Genomic DNA, 16,362 nt, shown 5'->3' with positions numbered 1-16,362 from the left:
TTCTGCTAGACTGAAAACAACAGCACATTCAGGAGGAATTTTATGCGATCAAAAGTAGGTACGGCCTTGGACATCTTCATCGTAGTCATTGCACCGATCATCTTAATCGGACGAGTGCGTGAGATTTCGGAAAACGGATTCTCCACTTATCCGGTCATCTCGATCGTCATCGTGACACTTGCACTTGTCTTTACGCTCTATAATTTATATAACACGTTTAAAAACCGAAGTGCGAACGGTAATGCACCACGCCGATAACAAGTAAGAGGAATCTTTAGTGATTCCTTTTTTTTATGCAATAAAAGAGAAGCCTGCGCTCGCAAGCTTCTCAAAACGACCGTCACATCACGTACCAAATGATGACTAACGCGACAGCCACCGCCATCCACGTGATGACCCGCACCAAGTTCCTCTTTTTCCGGATTTCCTCCTCCTCTTTCACTTCTTTCAATAAAGGCATCTGCTACCTCCTCCATTCACTGAAAAGGATTCTTCTAGCATACCATTTCCAGCTGGTGCAAACCTATGTAAACATCAAAATTCCGTAAAGCATCGCACACAAGATGACGCCTCCAAGTAAAAATAGAAACAGATTGACCAGGCCATCCCAAAAAGAGCTTGCCGGCTTGTCCAACCGCTCATCAATCAGCGCGGGTGACAACCGGGATGCTTTATTGTACGGGTTCTTTTTCTTGGCACTTCTCGGTTCCAACGGACTTCTCCTCCTTTTGACTTCCGGCTTCCCAACGAATGAACTGGATGCCAGCATGTCGGAATTGATCTGTCTGCCTTTTCGATTATGTATGAATCCATTATACCCAATTTATTCGGCAATTTAGAAATAATTCGCATATTTAGAAAACAGCTTGTTTTACTTCCGATTTTTTCTTCGTTACAGTATGGAGAAGGAGGAGATCAAATGAACGTATTAATTATCGGCGCAAATGGGAAAATCGGGAAACTTTTCACCAAGTTGCTTGTAGAGAATGATGCTTTCACTCCGAAAGCGATGGTCAGAAAACAGGAACAGATCAGCTTCTTCGACGACCTCGGTGCAGCATCTGTTTTGACAAGCCTTGAAGGGAACGTCTCTGATATCGCAGAAGCGATGAAGGACTGCGACGCTGTCGTCTTCACTGCAGGAAGTGGTGCAGCGACCGGAGCTGACAAAACGTTACTGATCGACCTCGACGGTGCAGCGAAAGCGGTTGAAGCAGCTGAACAAATGAAAGTCAAACGCTTCATCATGGTCAGTGCGATCAACGCGGACAAACGGGAAACGTGGAGCGAGTCCATGGCACCTTACTACGTCGCGAAACATCATGCAGACCGTCTCCTACGTGCAAGTAGCCTGGACTACACAATCGTCCGCCCCGGACTTCTGACAGACGAAGCCGGTAACGGAAACATTGCACTCGCAAAAGAACTTGAAGCCGGAGCCATTCCACGAGAAGACGTTGCACGTGTATTGCTCTCCGTCCTCCAGCAGGACAAGACCATCAAGCAAACGTTCGACATCGTCTCAGGTGACACACCGATCGACAAAGCAATCGCTAATCTGTGAATAAAAAAGCGAGGACCACTCTGGTACCTCGCTTTTTACTATTAGAACCTCTTAATTTCCAGCTCTCAAGCCTGTACGTTTCCACTCGTTCTGGAATTGCGGATGCCAAGAATCAACTGAATGATGAAGGCAATGGAACAAAACGCGATGGCCGTGTAACCGAGCGTCGTAATCGGTTGCATGAGCAATGTTTGAATGACAATAAGAATCATAAGCAATGCGATGGAAAAGTTGACGATCTGCGGCTTGTCATAAAATTTCTTTGAAGCGAAGCCGACAAATACAGCCGTTGCGATGATAATGAGCAATAAAGCGATTTGCATAGCAGGTCCTCCATTTAACGTACTTTCTAAGGATTATATCATATTTTCGGAATTTTCGGTATGTGATTTCTTGATCCGCATGATCTTTTTATGCGGATGCGGAAGCTGCATCTTGCGCGGAGATGGACAAATTAAGGACCAGCTGACCTGCATTCCAGCTCAGCTCGTTCGATAACGGGAGTTTCATAAAATTTTATGGAGTGGGATGATCCCTGCATACCGTGCCTTCTTCTAGTCCTATCAGAAGGTGACAAGTATTAGCGGGCAAATTCAGGAAGTTTATCGTACTTCAAGTTGGCAAAGTCGTATCACGTGATCATATAGTCAACCCCCATCAATTTTCAGCTGCAATACGATGCTGGATAAGAAGGGATCAATAATGCTACGCTCCCGATAACTTTTACACACAAAATCATCTGAAAGTCTCGGCCTACGCAGTCAGCCGCCCAAATATTCAACTCAATACCAACATTAGAATAAAATGAAAGCTCCACCTCACTCCCACTTCTCCCACAACACCCAGCGGAGGAGGTGGTTTGGACTGGGCGGAGGAAGGAGACAAGCGTTCTTCAGCTTGGCTTCTTCCGGGAGCCCTGTCCGAAGCGACGAAGCGGATTCCTATGTGACATCCCTCTCTTCTCAAAATACAACCTCCCCACAATCTCCAAACTATCTGAAACTTCCCACCCCGCTTTGCGTATAAGAAGTATAATGAATATAAAAACCCAAGGAGGAACACGCATGAATAACCATGAGATTGATTACAAGCTTTTTGGGGACGATATGCAGTTCGTGGAAGTGGAACTGGACCCTCAGGAGACGGTCGTCGCAGAAGCCGGTGCGTTGATGATGATGGAAGACGGCATTCGGATGGAAACGATTTTTGGGGACGGTTCAGCTTCATCCGCTAGCGGCGGACTGATGGGCAAATTAATGGGAGCCGGTAAACGGGTCCTGACAGGTGAAAGTTTGTTCATGACGACGTTTACGAATCACGGCGTCGGCAAGCAGCACGTCTACTTCGCCTCCCCTTATCCAGGAAAAATCATTCCGATGGACTTGAGCCGACTCGGTGGAAAAGTCATTTGCCAAAAGGATGCATTCCTCGCTGCTGCGAAAGGTGTTTCAGTCGGCATTGAATTCCAGCGTCGTTTAGGAGCTGGATTCTTTGGCGGTGAAGGGTTCATCATGCAAAAGCTTGAAGGCGACGGCATGGCATTTGTTCACGCAGGTGGGACGATCCACCGGAAAGGCCTGCAAAAAGGAGAAGTGCTGCGTGTCGACACCGGGTGTCTTGTCGCCATGACTGCGGATGTCACGTATAACATCGAAGCGGTTCCTGGCATCAAGACCGCGTTATTTGGAGGCGAAGGATTGTTCTTTGCGACACTGACTGGTCCTGGCACTGTCTGGATCCAGTCATTGCCGTTTTCCCGTCTGGCAAGCCGCGTCTTTGCAGCTGCACCGCAAACACCTGGTGGACGTTCACAAGGTGAAGGCAGTGCTGCCAGCGGATTGTTCGATCTGCTTGGCGGCCGGAATTAGAAATCAAAAAAAACGGAGAGAAGGAACTTCCTTTTCTCCGTTTTCTTATGAATTTTTTATGCTTTCGTCAGTTTCGCAACAAGCTCATTGAACTTTTCAAGATCAAATTCCACGCTGTTCGGCTTGTAGAATGACAGCACAGATCCTTTTTCGCCTTGTTGCAACAAGTACGTGACGAACGCTTTCGGACTGTTCAAATCGATGCCTGCCTTTTGGGCACGTTCGAGCAATTCCATTTGCTTAGTTGTTTCGATAGACATTGTTTCCACTCCTTTATCCCACACGATTATACATGATTTCACCGGCTACAACCGTCATTTCGATTTGTGCTTCAAGGAATTGTTCAGGCGCTCCTTCGAATAAATCGCGGTCTACTACCGTGAAATCTGCGTCGAAACCTTCCTTGATTTTCCCTCGCACATCTTCTTTACAAATCGCTTCAGCACTTCCGACCGTATATAGGCGAATTGCTTCGAAACGAGACAATTTTTCTTCCGGCATGAAACCTTCATGCATTTCCCCCGGATTGCGCCTTGTGACTGCATTGTACATGCCGAGCAGTGGATTCACTTCTTCGATCGGTGCATCTGAACCGCCAGAACAGATGATGCCAGCGTCGAGAAGCTTCTTCCAAGCATAGGCCCATTCCAAGCGCTCTTCCCCGAGCCGCTCGACGACCCACGGGAAATCAGACGTGACGAAGCTCGGCTGAAGATCAAGGACGACCGGCAACTTCTTCATGCGCTCGACGAGGTCTTCTCTGACGACAACCGTATGGATGAGGCGATCTCGTTTCCCTGCCGGTACTGGGTGCAATTCGATCGCATCCAGTGCTTGTTCGAGAGCCTTGTCACCGATGACATGGATTGCGATTGCTTCCCTTTGTTTTCGTGCTGTCGCGACGAGGTCCTTCAATGCTTCGTCCGAATGAATCGCGACGCCATCTGTTGAAGGGTCGTCGTTATACGGCTTGCTCAACCACGCTGTACGTCCTCCAATCGAGCCGTCTCCGAAGATCTTCATCGGACCTGGATCGACAAATGGCTCCGCATACGTCGCAGTCTCCATCATCTCTTCGAACGCCTGATGATGACGGAGCAAATGCGCACGGAACTTAATTTCATTCCCGACAACATTTTTAAATGCCTGAAGTGGTTTAGAAAAATGCCCGTAATACGCCATATCCTCCGTATGTCCACCCGTCAAACCAAGCGACAGTAAGTTATCCACGCTGACGCGTAGCGCTCTCGTCAAATAGTCGACGCTGACTGGCGGCACATGTACTGCCACAAGCTCTTGTGCAGCATCAAGCAGATACCCTGTCGGCTCGCCTTCTTTGTCACGTACGATCACGCCACCTTTAGGATCCGGTGTATCTTTTGTAATTCCTGCAAGTGCGAGCGCTGTTGAGTTTGCAAGGATTGCATGCCGACATACCCGTTTCAACAGCATTGGATTATGTGAAATTTCATCAAGTTCCAATCGGTGGAATATCTTGCGGTCAGGGAAATTATTTTCATTCCAGCCTTCCCCGATCAGCCATTCGTCTTCGTTCAAATCTTCTGCCAGCAAAACGAGCTGCTCCCGCATGTCTTCGGAAGAATCAATTTTGGATAAATCCACGCGCATCAATTTCTCGCCGTGTCCGATCATGTGCAGATGGCTATCGACAAATCCTGGATAGACCGCCTTCCCTTGCAGATCGATTTCTACAGTTGCTTGTTGTTTCAACTCTTCATATGTACCGAATCCTTTGATTACACCTTCATCGACGAGCATCGCTTGCACCGTTTCGCCCTCATTCGCCATCGTGTAGATCGTACCTCCGTGCCAGACCGTTGCCATAAATCATTCCTCCCTCTCTCCATTCATCATAATGCGAACGAGCCGAACCGACAATCTTTTATTCTCGCATTTTATCGCCGTGAAGACGTTGACCGAATGAAATCGGTCAATGTCTTTGTCGCGAAGCTAGCGCAGCGATGCAGGTTTTTTCGCACTTGAAAATAGAGCTAAAAACTACGCCTATTTTTGCAACCCTGACAAAAAAGAGATTTCTCATCCAATACCCACTCTCACTCTTCAATCTTAAAAAAGAGCCTCAGCGGCTTAAACAGTCAGCCGCCCCAAAATTTATCTCTATCCTAACAATAGAAAGAAATGCTGATGACACTCTCTAACAATTAACCCCATCCCAGGGAAGCGGCTCGCATTGACATAGCGGAGTAATAAGTTGAGCGTTCCCGTGCTCTCATAGCGCTTTGCGCTACGGTCACAGAGACGCATCCCAAACTCCATTTATGATGCGTCTAGCTCAGCTTACCTCGGGAGCCATGTCCTTAAGCCACAAGCGACTTTCTATGAAACACCCAACTTTCTCTATGAATCACAAACCTTACCTGCTCGTTTCCACATACATTTGGCCATCCTTGTATTTGATTTCAATCGTGCCGTTGTCGGCCGTGTTCAAGGTGGGCAGCGAGAGTGCTTGGAAACGTTCGACGACTTCTGGGCTCGGATGATTGTAGCGGTTGTCGATACCTGTCGAGAAGACGGATATTGCTGGTGAGAGTGCTTCTAGAAATGATTGCCCGCTGGATGTTTTACTGCCGTGATGTCCAACTTTCAAGACCGCGACATCATCGAGAAGATGACCATACTCCGTTAGGATCCCGCGTTCGCCCTCCTGCTCCAAATCTCCCGTGAACACGATGCTGAAGTCATCTTGCTGCATGAGCAGGACGAGCGAATCATCATTTCCTTCGTACTCCCAATCTGTCGGTGATAAATACAGGAAGTCTACGTCGCCTTTACTCCACGAAGAGCCGGCCCCAGGAAAATGAAGTTCTGCGCGACTCGTATGAGGGATAATATCTTTCATGGCTTCATTTTCCAATGTACCAGGTGTCGCGTGAATTTCTTTCGTCCGGATCAGCTCAAGCACTTCTTCCGCCCCTTCGGCATGATCCGCGTCCGGGTGGGACAGGATGAGTGTCTCAATGCCCGAGATGCCGTTCCCTTTCAAGTAAGGGACGACCACTTGCCTGCCGACTTCGTATACTTGTCGTCTTTCTTGAAAAATTTCTCCTTCGAATCGCAAGACCCCGCCCGTATCGATGACGTATACCGCTTTCCGGTTCGGCAGCTCGATGATGGCGCTATCTCCTTGCCCGACGTCCAGGAACGTCACTTTTAGCGCATTATCTGCGTAAGGCAGCAAGCTTGCGAACAATACAGGAATGAGTATTATCACCATGTAGCGTGGATGGAGCCGTTTTTCCGCTAGGCAATAAAACAGAAAGACTGAAGCAAACATGAGGGTAGCCAGCCATAACTCCGGTTTTCCTGGATTCCATAATTGATACGGCCACGACGCAAGCCATTCCATGAATTTTTCCAACAGTGCCCGCAGCGGTTCATAAAGTGCAAATGCCCATCCACTCACAGCTGGTGCGCCAGCAGACAATGCAAGCAATATGAAGTTCACCGGCAGAATGACAATTGTATACAACGGCACGAACAAGCTGTTGACAAGAAAGGCCGATAAGGAAATTTCATAAAAGTGTAGAAGCAGCAACGGATAAAGCGTCATCTGCGATATGAACGTGATGTAGAAGCCTGTTTTCAAATTCGAGTCGGAGGCAGCCAGGAATTTCATCGAGTAAATGATGCCGAATGTGGCACCGTAAGAAAGCTGGAATCCGATGTTGTGAATGGTGTACGGATTCCAAAGGATCGCAACGATGAAACAGATGAGCAAAATTTGTGAAACAGGAATGCGAACCTTAATCAGCCGGCAGGAAAAGACCGCCACAGCCATACCAACTGCGCGCCAGACGGACGGTGCCCCGCCGACTAAAATAGCATACAGCGGCAACAGGATGATCATGACGACGAGTGCCGGTTCTTTTCGGACACGCAAGCGGATCAATAAGAAATAGACGAGTCCTGCCGTGATGCCGACGTGCAGTCCTGAGATGGCGAATAGATGCGTGATGCCGAGTGTTTGGTATGTTCGCTGCTGTTCGAGCGTCATCAGTTCCCGCTCTCCGATGAGCAGTGCTTCTGCCTCTGCTGCGAGGGATTCTGGGAAAGTATGTCGGATGTGCGCACTGATGCGTTCACGTTGCGCTGCCAGTTTGATCATGAACGAATCGATTCGTTCCACAGAATTGATGCGCGATACGGAGAGCATGGCCGAAGCGCCGTTTTTCTTCAAATAATCGCTCATATCAAACGCATACCGGTGTGCTGGCGGAGTTGGCCATTCGAACGCACCGTTGACTATAAACCGGGTCGCGGAAAGATTGGCGTCTAGCCAGTCCTTTTCCTCCGCACGTGGAATTTTGTAATTTGCGTAAACTTTCAGACCGTCCTCCGTCATGGCGAACCCACGTAACCGATCGCCGTCCAGTTTGGGGCTGGCGAGGAATTCGAGTGTGCCGCTGTACGTCCCTTCCATCGGATGAGGTGCCGGCTCACGCGCTTCTTGCAGCAGGAACACAGCGATGCAGCAAATCCCGATCAAAAGATGCGTGGCCGGCTGTTCTCGTTTCCACGCAATCCAAATAAAAAGCAGCACCATGAATGTCAGGACTACCTTCGATTCATGTGCTGCATACGTTGCAAGTGCAATTGTAATAGCAAGATATAAGTAAACTGATGTCGTTACGTTGAATGGTTTCCGTATAGCTCTTCCACCCGCCCGCTAAAATAGGCCAATTCTTCTTCACTTCCGCCTTTTTCGCGCAGCTTCTCGAGCATCTCCAAGTACAAAGCAGTTTTTTCATCGCTCAGGAAATCGATTTTTCGTTCGTCAAACGGCACGTGAACCACTTCGACGCCCGCTTGTTCCAACAATTCGATGGCGTAAGGGTGGTTGCGGTAATCTGCAGCGTAATATAGACGCGTAATGCCGCCCTGGATGATCGATTTTGTACATTGTAGACACGGGAAATGTGTGACGTATAGGTCCGCGTCACCTGCTTGTGTCCCGTATTTGGCACACTGAAGAAGCGCGTTCATTTCCGCATGGACCGTCCGCACACAATGCCCGTCCACAACGTAGCAGCCTTTGTCGATACAATGATCACCGCCCGAAATCGAACCGTTGTAGCCTCCCGCGATGATTCGTCGGTCACGTACGATTGTTGCACCGACCGCAAGTCTTGTACACGTACTCCGAAGTGCGAGTAAATGGCTTTGCGCCATGAAAAATTGATCCCAAGTTATTCGCTCCATTTCATTGCCCCCTGCTCTTTTCTTCTAAGTTTAGCAAAGCTGTCCGTGCCGTCAACCGCTACTTCGTGGTAATGGAATCTTTCAGCGCTTCAAATGTCTTGTCGCCGATCCCGGTCACATCCGTCAACGATTCCACTGCAGGAAAATCGCCGTTCTCTTCGCGGTGTGCGATGATGGCGGCGGCTTTGGATGGACCGATCCCTGGGAGCTGTTCGAGATCTGCCGCTGTCGCCGTATTGATGTTGATCAGACCTTCAGAAGCAACTGCGCCGGGTGTGGAGACCGCTTCCACTTTCGGCAAATCGACCGTTTCCTCTCCGACTTTCGGAATGTAGACAGTCATCTCGTCCTGCAATTTCATGGCAAGGTTGATTGCGCGACTTTCGGCGTCTTTCAACAAACCGCCGGCCGCGTCGATGGCATCGGTCATTCTGGAACCCGCCGGCAATTCATAGACGCCAGGCGCTGCCACTTGTCCTTTCAGGTCGATCATGACCATCTCCGGAATTAATTCTACTTGAGGTTGTTCAGGCTGAGGGGATTCAGCTTGGGGTAAATCGAATGGCACTTCTGTAACCGCAGCCGGCTCTTCTCCCGTTAAGGAATAGACGAGCAAGCCGCCACCAACGACCGCCGGCAAAATTAACCAGCCGGCTTTTGAGCGAAGTTCTGTGAAGTTCAGGTGAGTCCCTCCTTAAATCGAAGGAAGTAATGAAATGGAGTTGAATGAATTATAAGATAATTAAGTGCAGGTGTCCATCATTTTTTCCAATTCGTAACGAAATTAGGATCGGACAGAATTCGCCTCAAATCGCACAGTACATCCAATTTGCTGGAAACACACACTAAAAAAACCGCGCCAAAAGCAATTTATCCGCTTTTGGGACGGCTTTCTTTCATCGTTTTCGTGCACTGAAGAAAATACGTTCGCTCTCATCAACAGGTGCAGCGTCCGTGAAGTCGGCAGTTACCGCTTCCAATTCGAACCCTGCCTGCTCGAGCCATTCTTTGTACTGATCCGGAGCGAATGTACGTTGTTCATGTGATTCTTCAAAGCGTTCGAACAGATTCCCCGAACGCATGAAGAATGTTAAGTCATGAAATACACTATGTGCATATTCACCCGGTTCCGTATGCCAAATGTAGGCGATATCTTCCCCGTCGTAAACGAACGGGCTGTCCATGTAGACGACATCGGTTTTATAAATGGAATGGACATCGAATAGAAGCCACCCGCCCGGATTCAGTGCGGCGTATGCTTGCCGGAACGTCTCCTGGACTTGCTCTTCCTCTTCGAGATAATTCAATGAATCGATGGCGATCGTCACAGCGTCGAAGCCGCTTAAGCCTTCCAGGTCATCCATGGACAGTTGCAGGACGGGGATGCGCTGGCCAGCCTCTTCGAAACGGCTATTGGCCATGACAAGCATCTCGTCCGATAAATCCGCAGCTGTCACTTCAAAGCCAAGCTCTGCCAGCAATTGCGACAGCACGCCTGTCCCGCATGCAAGGTCGAGCACGCGGCCCTGTTTGATATGGGAACAGACCCATTCAGCGTATTTGTCGTATGGGATATCTTCCATCAATTGATCATAGATGGAGGCGAATTTGCCGTATCTCATAGCTCCATTTCAGGAGCTTCGCGCCATAGACGCTCCAAGTTGTAGTATGAACGCTCGTCTTTGTGGAAGACGTGGACAACTACATCGCCAAGGTCTACAAGGATCCAGCGAGCTGAGTCAAAGCCTTCGACGCTTTTCACTTCGTTGCCTGCTTCGTTTGCTTTCTCCATAACTTCACGTGCGATCGCTTGTACTTGGCGATCTGAGCTTCCGCTACAGATTACGAAGTAATCTGCTAGAAGGGAAATGCCTTCCATGTTCAATACCGCGATGTCCTCCGCGTTTTTATCGTCTGCCGCTTTGAATGCGACTTCAAGTAATGTTGATTGTGTCATACTATCGATCTTCCTCTCTACTTTTCATAATCAGCAGCGCATGCGAGCGAGTCCGGAAATACCGGCTGGCCCTTGGACTCCAGGAATGCGATCGAGTGGTTGATGCATGCGCGCATCATCTCATCGATTCCTTCCTCCTTCTTGCTGCGCAGCTGTTCAACTCCACTGAATTTGCGGTTCGGTTCAACCATATCCGCAATGTAAATCACTTTCTCAAGATCCGTCATCCCGGCACGTCCCGTCGTATGGTAGCGGATGGCGTCAAGGATTTCTTCATCCGTGATGCCGAATTCCTTCTTGGCTACATAAGCACCGACCGGAGCATGCCAAAGCTCCGTATGTGCCTCAAGCAGACGCGGATCCATGTTTTCCTGTTCGATGATGGATTTCATCCAGTCCCTGTCGGAGAACTTCGCCACATCGTGCAAAATCGCCGCGATCTTCGCTTTTTCTTCGGATACACCGAATTCCTTCGCGAGTACCGTTGCAGTTTCAATGACACCAATTACATGACTATAGCGGTTTTCAGGCAGTCTCACCTTAACTTTCTGTAACATCACTGTTTGGTCCATATAAATGCTCCTTCCGGATATACGATTCGACAGCGTCAGGTACGAGATATTTCATCGTCGCGCCGTTCGCTGCACGTTCTCTGAGCAATGTCGACGACAGGTGGATTTCCGGCGACTGGATAAAGTTCACCGGATATTCGGTGATCGCTTCGTAGCCAGGGCGGCTCACCCCGATGAAGCGGACCATCTCACAAAGCTCGTCGATACGGTGCCAGTCTTTGAGACCCGCCACCATATCGCCACCGATGATGAAATGGAATTCGGTATCCGGTTCGCGTTCGATGAGCCGCGTCATCGTCTCGACGGAGTAGGATACGCCGCCTTGATCGATTTCGATCGGCTCGATCGCAAATGACGGGTGATCCGCAATTGCCAGCTTGACCATTTCCAATCGTTGCACAGCAGAGCCGCCGGATACTTCTTTATGTGGTGCTATGAAATTCGGCATGAAACGTACTTCATCCAGTCGGGCTGCGTGAAATGCTTCATTGGCCATCACGAGATGACCGATATGAGGCGGGTTGAATGTCCCTCCCAATATCCCGACTCGTCTCATCGCTTGACCGGTAATTCAATTCGTTTGTTGTTGATCGATTCTTTGTAAAGAACGACCGTGTGCCCGATTAATTGAACGAGCTCAGCTTTTGCACCTTTTGCCAGTGCTTCCGCTACTTCATGCTTGTCATCTTCGTTGTTCGAGAGGATGCTGACTTTCAATAGTTCACGCTTTTCAAGTGCTTCGCCAATCTGAACGACCATGTGTTCATTGACGCCGCCTTTGCCGACTTGGAAAATCGGATCTAGATGATGCGCTTCACTGCGCAAAAAACGTTTTTGTTTACCTGTTAACATTATTGCCACCTAATTTCTGAGTAATTGAATCAATCATTGCTTCTTGATTCGGAGTTTTTCCTGTCCACTTCTCGAAGGCGATTGCCCCTTGATGGACGAACATCCCGACGCCATTAATTGTCTTGCATCCCTTGTCTGACGCTACTTTCAAAAGCGGTGTGACGAGTGGATTGTAAACGATATCCGCGACGACTGTCCCTGGTTTTAACCATTCGACCGATAGCGGCAACGATTCGTTGTCCGATAAGCCGACTGAAGTCGTCTGAACAATCGTGTGGAACGTTCCAAGCTCCGCTTCTGCCTGCGAGATGGTCATCACTTCCGCTCCGACTTCCCCAGCCAGCTCTTCTGCTCGTCTAAATGTCCGGTTCGTCACTGTTAGACGCGTGAATCCTGCGCGGTGAAGGGCGTGGACGATGCCACGTGCCGCTCCGCCTGCACCGATCACCAGTAGCGGCTGCTCCCGGTCGACTGGAAGTGCGAACAGCGACTGCACGAAGCCGTCACCATCCGTATTGTAACCGTACGATTTGCCGTCTTTCATAACGACTGTATTCACTGCGTTCATCGTCCGTGCAGTGTCGTCCAGTCCGTCTAAAAACGGAATGATCGCTTGTTTATGAGGGAGCGTCACGTTAAAGCCGCTGACCCCTATTTTCTTCAAGGCATGAAAGCCGTCTTCCAGTTCAGACGGCTCCAGATGCACCGGAATATAGCTTGCGTCGATACTTGATTCCTGGAACCACGCATCATGCATGTAAGGTGAAAGAGAGTGGGCGATCGGATCGCCAATTACCGCGTACCATTTTTTCACGGAAAACAGCTCCTAGATTAATGATGGTCGAACGAATACTTCTACGCCTCTTGATGCATATGCTGCGATGGTTACATTCGGATGCTGGACCGTGATCCAGCCAAGTCCCGAATAGACGATATCCGTCTTAGCATCTTTTACCCGGAATTCATGACGTACTAACTCCGGAAAGTCTGCCATTGACGCTTCAGACGGTGGTGCCAGCATCACGCCTTTATGTTCTGCATAAAGGTCGTCCGCTTTCTCCAGCTTTGTACGATGGATTGCCAGTTCGTTCGATGCGTATACCGTGAAGGACGAACGGTCGCCTTTGATGAAATCGAAACGTGCCAAGCCGCCGATGAACAATGTTTGTTCTGCGTTCAACTGGAAGACGCGTGGTTTGATTTCTTTTTTCGGCATGATCGCCTTCAAGTCCGAACCATGCAAATAATGCGCCAGCTGATGATGGTTGATGATACCTGGTGTATCGTACATGGAACGCTCGTCGTCGAGTGGAATGCCGATCATATCAAGTGTCGTTCCAGGGAAATGTGAAGTCGTGATGACTTCCCCTTGTCCTGTCGCTTGCTTGATGATGCGGTTGATGAATGTCGATTTCCCGACGTTCGTCGATCCGACTACGAAGACGTCCTGGCCTTTGCGGAAGTGCTCGATCGCTTGCATCGCTTCTTCGACACCATTTCCCTTATGTGCGCTGACCGTCAAAATGTCAATTGGCTTCAAGCCTTGTTTGTTCGCTTCCTGCTTCATCCAGCGGATCAATTTCGCCGGCTTCACCGATTTCGGCAGCAAGTCGACTTTGTTCGCGATAAGTAAAATGTCGTTGTCTCCGACAAAACGGTGAAGGCCTGGTAACCAGCTTCCATTGAAGTCAAAGATGTCGACGATTTTCACAATCAAGCCGCGACGTTCGCCAAGACCGTTCAAGATTCTGAGGAAGTCATCGTCCGTCAGTGATACCGGCTGTAGTTCGTTATAGTTTTTCAATCGGAAGCAGCGTTGGCAGATGATTTCTTCTTTTTCCAAAGACGATGCTGGTGTATAACCGATCTCCCCTGGTTTTTCCGTCTGGATTTCAACGCCACAGCCGATACAATACAATTGTTCGCTCAATTTTTTTCCTCCCATGTCACTTGACCTTGTTGTTTCAATTTCTTCATGATTCTGCGCTCGACCATGCGATTGAACTTCGTGACGAATCCGTCCGATTTCGCAACTGGCAAGACTAGGATCGTGTGCAGCTTGTTGCGGTTGCCCCCGAAAATATCCGTCAGCATTTGATCCCCGATGACGACAATCTGCTTACGCTGCAAATCAAGTACTTTGATCGCTCTTCTGAACGCCTTGCCCATCGGCTTGCGCGCTTGGAAGATGAATGGAATACCGAGTGGATCCGAGAAGCTCTTCACACGCATCTCGTTGTTGTTCGAGACAATGACGACTTTGATGCCGGATTGTTTCATCGATGCAAGCCATTCGATCAGCTTCGGTGTCGCGTCCGGGCGGTCCCATTCGACAAGCGTATTATCGAGATCCGTAATGATGCCACGGATGCCACGCGCTTTCAAGTCCTCCGGTGTGATATCGAAGATCGTTTTTTTGTATTCACTCGGGATGAATTTTTTATACATGCTTAACAACTCCTGTTTCTCCGTACTCAATGGTTAAGATTATAACATATTTAGACACTGCACTCCTGATTCGGATGTAATTTCGCTTCGCATTCCACTCCGCGACCCGCTAGAGGGCCTGTCAGTAGCAACACGTGCGAATTCGTCAGAAAAAATCAAAAACAGGCTGAGAAAAACCAAGCGTTTTTCTCCACCTGTTCTGATTTGGGCGCTTCTATTTCTTGCCTTCCTTTAGACGTTCAATTCTGCTGAGATTATTGCTGTTAACGCAGTTGCCGCGATCATGCCGAATGCCATTACAAGTAACATAAGAACTGCCCCCTTACGCATTTTATAGGTAAAGTGTAGCATGTGGGTACAGCTTTCGGTTTCGTATTTTTCAGTCAACCATGTCACTTTTGTGAAGAAATGCGATCCACCACGTTCAAGACGATTTCTGTTGAGTGTTTTGCTGCAAGCGGAAGGAATTCGTCGAATGACAGCTCCGATTGTTTACCCGCAATATCTGATAGCGCTCGGATGACGACGAACGGTGTTTCGAACTGATGGCACACTTGTGCGACCGCTGCCGCTTCCATTTCTGCCGCCTTCATCGCCGGGAAAAACTGGCGGACCGTTTCGACGCGTTCAGCATCATTCATAAACGAATCTCCCGTCGCGATCAAGCCGACACCGTATGTATGATTACCGATTTCCGTCACCGCTTGTTTGGCTATTTCCATCAACGCTGGGTCGGATTTGAATGCTGGCGGCATTTGTGGCACTTGTCCCATTTCGTAGCCGAAGATCGTCGCGTCCACATCATGGTGGCGCACTTCGTCAGAAATGATGATGGAACCGACTTCAAGCTCCGGATCGAATCCTCCCGCTGAACCCGTGTTGATGACCATGTCTGGCTTGAACTGGTGCAACAGGATCGTTGTCGACATTCCCGCATTGACTTTACCGATGCCGCTTTTCAAAAGGACGACTTCCTGTCCGCGGTAAATGCCTTCCGTGAATTCACTGTTTGCGATTGTCGTCGTCTTGACATTTTCCAAACTGGCACGCAGTAGTTCAACTTCTTCTTCCATTGCTCCGATAACTCCGATTTTCATGGTAGCACTCCCTTTCGACTCTTCAATCATTTTAAAAAGACGCCCGTTAATAGGCGCCTTCAATCGTATTCAAGATATCCATCTTGATCGGTTTCCATCCTTCGCCATCGACCCATTCCAAGTAGACACGGTATTTCTCTTCCTTGTCCTTGGAAGTGACGGTGCCGATCGATTTCTGCGGACCGCCGCCGTTTTGAATCATCATGATAAACATATTATCTTGTCCCAAGCCCGTTGCATAGGAAATGGCATCGATCTTTTCCTGCCAGTCCACCGAACTCTGATCATAAACAGATACATGTTCACCCGTCTGCTCCGTTCCGATCGGCTTCCACCCTGTGTTGATGACCGTTTCCTTGACGATCGGATCTGAAGATTCTTCGTAAGTGACTGATCCTTCGATCGTCACAGACCCTTCTTCTTCTTCACCGTTATCTGTTCCATCGTCATTTTCATTGTTCGATTCATCCGTTTCAGGATCATTTTCTTCCTTTTTATCACCCGCTGCAGCTCCATTGCCTGAGCTGCCGCCGTTGTCTCCGCCGTCATCCGAAGTTTCATCCTCGGTGCCATTCGCGACCGTTACACTCTCATTCGCTTGCTCCTTGTCACCGTCGTCGCCGCCCAGGAAAATAAATGCGCCTACAATCAAGATCAACGTAAAGACAAGGCCAATCATCATATTCAAAATAGAATTAGACCGGTTCTTTTTGTTTAAACGAGAGGGATACCGTTGTGATTCATTAGCCATTGAAAAAACCTC

The 16,362-nt window shown here is 48.9% G+C and carries 20 protein-coding genes; 3 read left to right on the top strand and 17 right to left on the bottom strand.

The window, feature by feature from the left end:
* Positions 1-42 precede the first annotated feature (42 nt).
* Entirely contained in the window at positions 43-258 is a 216-nt protein-coding gene (locus GIW82_RS01670; RefSeq protein WP_154748188.1) for a hypothetical protein, read from the top strand.
* A 265-nt stretch (positions 259-523) separates the two neighbouring features.
* Here GIW82_RS01670 and GIW82_RS01665 read toward each other — a convergent pair whose 3' ends face one another.
* Positions 524-712: a hypothetical protein gene (locus GIW82_RS01665; protein ID WP_154748187.1), complete on the bottom strand. Its 189-nt coding sequence runs from the start codon at positions 710-712 to the stop codon at positions 524-526.
* Positions 713-919: 207 nt separating this feature from the next.
* Here GIW82_RS01665 and GIW82_RS01660 point away from each other — a divergent pair, with 207 nt between their 5' ends.
* A complete protein-coding gene (locus tag GIW82_RS01660) occupies positions 920-1,564 on the top strand; it encodes an SDR family oxidoreductase (RefSeq protein ID WP_154748186.1) in 645 nt (214 codons plus the stop codon).
* Between the two features lie 65 nt (positions 1,565-1,629).
* On the opposite strand, the gene GIW82_RS01655 is transcribed toward GIW82_RS01660, so the two are convergent.
* Positions 1,630-1,887: a hypothetical protein gene (locus tag GIW82_RS01655; RefSeq protein ID WP_154748185.1), complete on the bottom strand. Its 258-nt coding sequence runs from the start codon at positions 1,885-1,887 to the stop codon at positions 1,630-1,632.
* Positions 1,888-2,628: 741 nt separating this feature from the next.
* Here GIW82_RS01655 and GIW82_RS01650 point away from each other — a divergent pair.
* On the top strand, positions 2,629-3,432 hold the full coding sequence (locus GIW82_RS01650) for a TIGR00266 family protein (protein ID WP_154748184.1): 804 nt from the start codon (positions 2,629-2,631) through the stop codon (positions 3,430-3,432).
* A gap of 56 nt (positions 3,433-3,488) precedes the next feature.
* Here the strand turns inward: GIW82_RS01650 and GIW82_RS01645 are convergent, their stop codons facing one another.
* The 15 genes from GIW82_RS01645 to GIW82_RS01575 all read right to left on the bottom strand — a co-directional run bounded on the left by GIW82_RS01645 (position 3,489) and on the right by GIW82_RS01575 (position 16,281).
* Positions 3,489-3,692, bottom strand: a complete 204-nt coding sequence (locus tag GIW82_RS01645; RefSeq protein ID WP_154748183.1) for a hypothetical protein — start codon at positions 3,690-3,692, stop codon at positions 3,489-3,491.
* A 13-nt stretch (positions 3,693-3,705) separates the two neighbouring features.
* Complete coding sequence (locus GIW82_RS01640; RefSeq protein WP_154748182.1) at positions 3,706-5,277, bottom strand: amidohydrolase; 1,572 nt, start codon at positions 5,275-5,277, stop codon at positions 3,706-3,708.
* Positions 5,278-5,827: 550 nt separating this feature from the next.
* Positions 5,828-8,017 (bottom strand): DNA internalization-related competence protein ComEC/Rec2, encoded by a 2,190-nt coding sequence (locus GIW82_RS01635; RefSeq protein WP_154748181.1) that lies wholly within the window; start codon positions 8,015-8,017, stop codon positions 5,828-5,830.
* A gap of 83 nt (positions 8,018-8,100) precedes the next feature.
* Complete coding sequence (locus GIW82_RS01630; protein WP_154748180.1) at positions 8,101-8,673, bottom strand: ComE operon protein 2; 573 nt, start codon at positions 8,671-8,673, stop codon at positions 8,101-8,103.
* Positions 8,674-8,731: 58 nt separating this feature from the next.
* Positions 8,732-9,313, bottom strand: coding sequence for a helix-hairpin-helix domain-containing protein (locus GIW82_RS01625; RefSeq protein ID WP_230309137.1), 582 nt, complete (start codon positions 9,311-9,313; stop codon positions 8,732-8,734).
* A 256-nt stretch (positions 9,314-9,569) separates the two neighbouring features.
* Complete coding sequence (locus GIW82_RS01620) at positions 9,570-10,295, bottom strand: class I SAM-dependent methyltransferase (RefSeq protein ID WP_154748179.1); 726 nt, start codon at positions 10,293-10,295, stop codon at positions 9,570-9,572.
* Positions 10,292-10,630, bottom strand: a complete 339-nt coding sequence (gene rsfS / locus GIW82_RS01615) for a ribosome silencing factor (RefSeq protein WP_154748178.1) — start codon at positions 10,628-10,630, stop codon at positions 10,292-10,294. The genes GIW82_RS01620 and rsfS overlap by 4 nt, the downstream gene beginning before the upstream one ends.
* A gap of 17 nt (positions 10,631-10,647) precedes the next feature.
* The gene (gene yqeK / locus GIW82_RS01610; RefSeq protein ID WP_154748177.1) at positions 10,648-11,202 is read right to left on the bottom strand and encodes a bis(5'-nucleosyl)-tetraphosphatase (symmetrical) YqeK; all 555 of its coding nucleotides are present in this window, start codon (positions 11,200-11,202) and stop codon (positions 10,648-10,650) included.
* Positions 11,171-11,758, bottom strand: a complete 588-nt coding sequence (locus GIW82_RS01605) for a nicotinate-nucleotide adenylyltransferase (RefSeq protein ID WP_154748176.1) — start codon at positions 11,756-11,758, stop codon at positions 11,171-11,173. The genes yqeK and GIW82_RS01605 overlap by 32 nt, the downstream gene beginning before the upstream one ends.
* The gene (gene yhbY / locus GIW82_RS01600) at positions 11,755-12,054 is read right to left on the bottom strand and encodes a ribosome assembly RNA-binding protein YhbY (RefSeq protein ID WP_154748175.1); all 300 of its coding nucleotides are present in this window, start codon (positions 12,052-12,054) and stop codon (positions 11,755-11,757) included. Before yhbY ends, GIW82_RS01605 begins: the two co-directional genes overlap by 4 nt.
* Positions 12,041-12,868 carry a shikimate dehydrogenase gene (aroE, locus tag GIW82_RS01595; RefSeq protein WP_370455956.1) on the bottom strand — a complete coding sequence of 276 codons (828 nt, stop codon included), beginning with the start codon at positions 12,866-12,868 and terminating at the stop codon, positions 12,041-12,043. Before aroE ends, yhbY begins: the two co-directional genes overlap by 14 nt.
* A 12-nt stretch (positions 12,869-12,880) precedes the next feature.
* Positions 12,881-13,999: a ribosome biogenesis GTPase YqeH gene (yqeH, locus tag GIW82_RS01590; RefSeq protein WP_195913916.1), complete on the bottom strand. Its 1,119-nt coding sequence runs from the start codon at positions 13,997-13,999 to the stop codon at positions 12,881-12,883.
* Positions 13,981-14,511 (bottom strand): YqeG family HAD IIIA-type phosphatase, encoded by a 531-nt coding sequence (locus tag GIW82_RS01585; protein ID WP_255475118.1) that lies wholly within the window; start codon positions 14,509-14,511, stop codon positions 13,981-13,983. Before GIW82_RS01585 ends, yqeH begins: the two co-directional genes overlap by 19 nt.
* A gap of 383 nt (positions 14,512-14,894) precedes the next feature.
* Positions 14,895-15,599, bottom strand: coding sequence for a 5'-methylthioadenosine/S-adenosylhomocysteine nucleosidase (gene mtnN / locus GIW82_RS01580; RefSeq protein ID WP_154748171.1), 705 nt, complete (start codon positions 15,597-15,599; stop codon positions 14,895-14,897).
* A 46-nt stretch (positions 15,600-15,645) separates the two neighbouring features.
* On the bottom strand, positions 15,646-16,281 hold the full coding sequence (locus GIW82_RS01575) for a YrrS family protein (RefSeq protein WP_230309293.1): 636 nt from the start codon (positions 16,279-16,281) through the stop codon (positions 15,646-15,648).
* Positions 16,282-16,362: the final 81 nt, after the last annotated feature.

The sequence above is a fragment of the Planomicrobium sp. YIM 101495 genome (assembly GCF_009707665.1).
GTDB lineage: Bacteria > Bacillota > Bacilli > Bacillales_A > Planococcaceae > Planococcus.
The sequence above is the reverse complement of the archived record's forward strand: the minus strand, read 5'-3'. Positions and strand labels throughout refer to the sequence as shown.

What these genes read in the sequence shown, in the direction of transcription:
- GIW82_RS01670 (WP_154748188.1), top strand. Translation starts at nt 43, where the DNA reads ATGCGATCAAAAGTAGGTACGGCCTTGGACATCTTCATCGTAGTCATT.
- yqeK (WP_154748177.1), bottom strand. Translation starts at nt 11,202, where the DNA reads ATGGACCAAACAGTGATGTTACAGAAAGTTAAGGTGAGACTGCCTGAA.
- mtnN (WP_154748171.1), bottom strand. Translation starts at nt 15,599, where the DNA reads ATGAAAATCGGAGTTATCGGAGCAATGGAAGAAGAAGTTGAACTACTG.
- GIW82_RS01650 (WP_154748184.1), top strand. Translation starts at nt 2,629, where the DNA reads ATGAATAACCATGAGATTGATTACAAGCTTTTTGGGGACGATATGCAG.
- GIW82_RS01640 (WP_154748182.1), bottom strand. Translation starts at nt 5,277, where the DNA reads ATGGCAACGGTCTGGCACGGAGGTACGATCTACACGATGGCGAATGAG.
- GIW82_RS01630 (WP_154748180.1), bottom strand. Translation starts at nt 8,673, where the DNA reads ATGGAGCGAATAACTTGGGATCAATTTTTCATGGCGCAAAGCCATTTA.
- GIW82_RS01605 (WP_154748176.1), bottom strand. Translation starts at nt 11,758, where the DNA reads ATGAGACGAGTCGGGATATTGGGAGGGACATTCAACCCGCCTCATATC.
- GIW82_RS01635 (WP_154748181.1), bottom strand. Translation starts at nt 8,017, where the DNA reads ATGGTGCTGCTTTTTATTTGGATTGCGTGGAAACGAGAACAGCCGGCC.
- GIW82_RS01575 (WP_230309293.1), bottom strand. Translation starts at nt 16,281, where the DNA reads ATGATGATTGGCCTTGTCTTTACGTTGATCTTGATTGTAGGCGCATTT.
- GIW82_RS01645 (WP_154748183.1), bottom strand. Translation starts at nt 3,692, where the DNA reads ATGTCTATCGAAACAACTAAGCAAATGGAATTGCTCGAACGTGCCCAA.
- GIW82_RS01655 (WP_154748185.1), bottom strand. Translation starts at nt 1,887, where the DNA reads ATGCAAATCGCTTTATTGCTCATTATCATCGCAACGGCTGTATTTGTC.
- yhbY (WP_154748175.1), bottom strand. Translation starts at nt 12,054, where the DNA reads ATGTTAACAGGTAAACAAAAACGTTTTTTGCGCAGTGAAGCGCATCAT.
- rsfS (WP_154748178.1), bottom strand. Translation starts at nt 10,630, where the DNA reads ATGACACAATCAACATTACTTGAAGTCGCATTCAAAGCGGCAGACGAT.
- yqeH (WP_195913916.1), bottom strand. Translation starts at nt 13,999, where the DNA reads ATGGGAGGAAAAAAATTGAGCGAACAATTGTATTGTATCGGCTGTGGC.
- GIW82_RS01660 (WP_154748186.1), top strand. Translation starts at nt 920, where the DNA reads ATGAACGTATTAATTATCGGCGCAAATGGGAAAATCGGGAAACTTTTC.
- GIW82_RS01620 (WP_154748179.1), bottom strand. Translation starts at nt 10,295, where the DNA reads ATGAGATACGGCAAATTCGCCTCCATCTATGATCAATTGATGGAAGAT.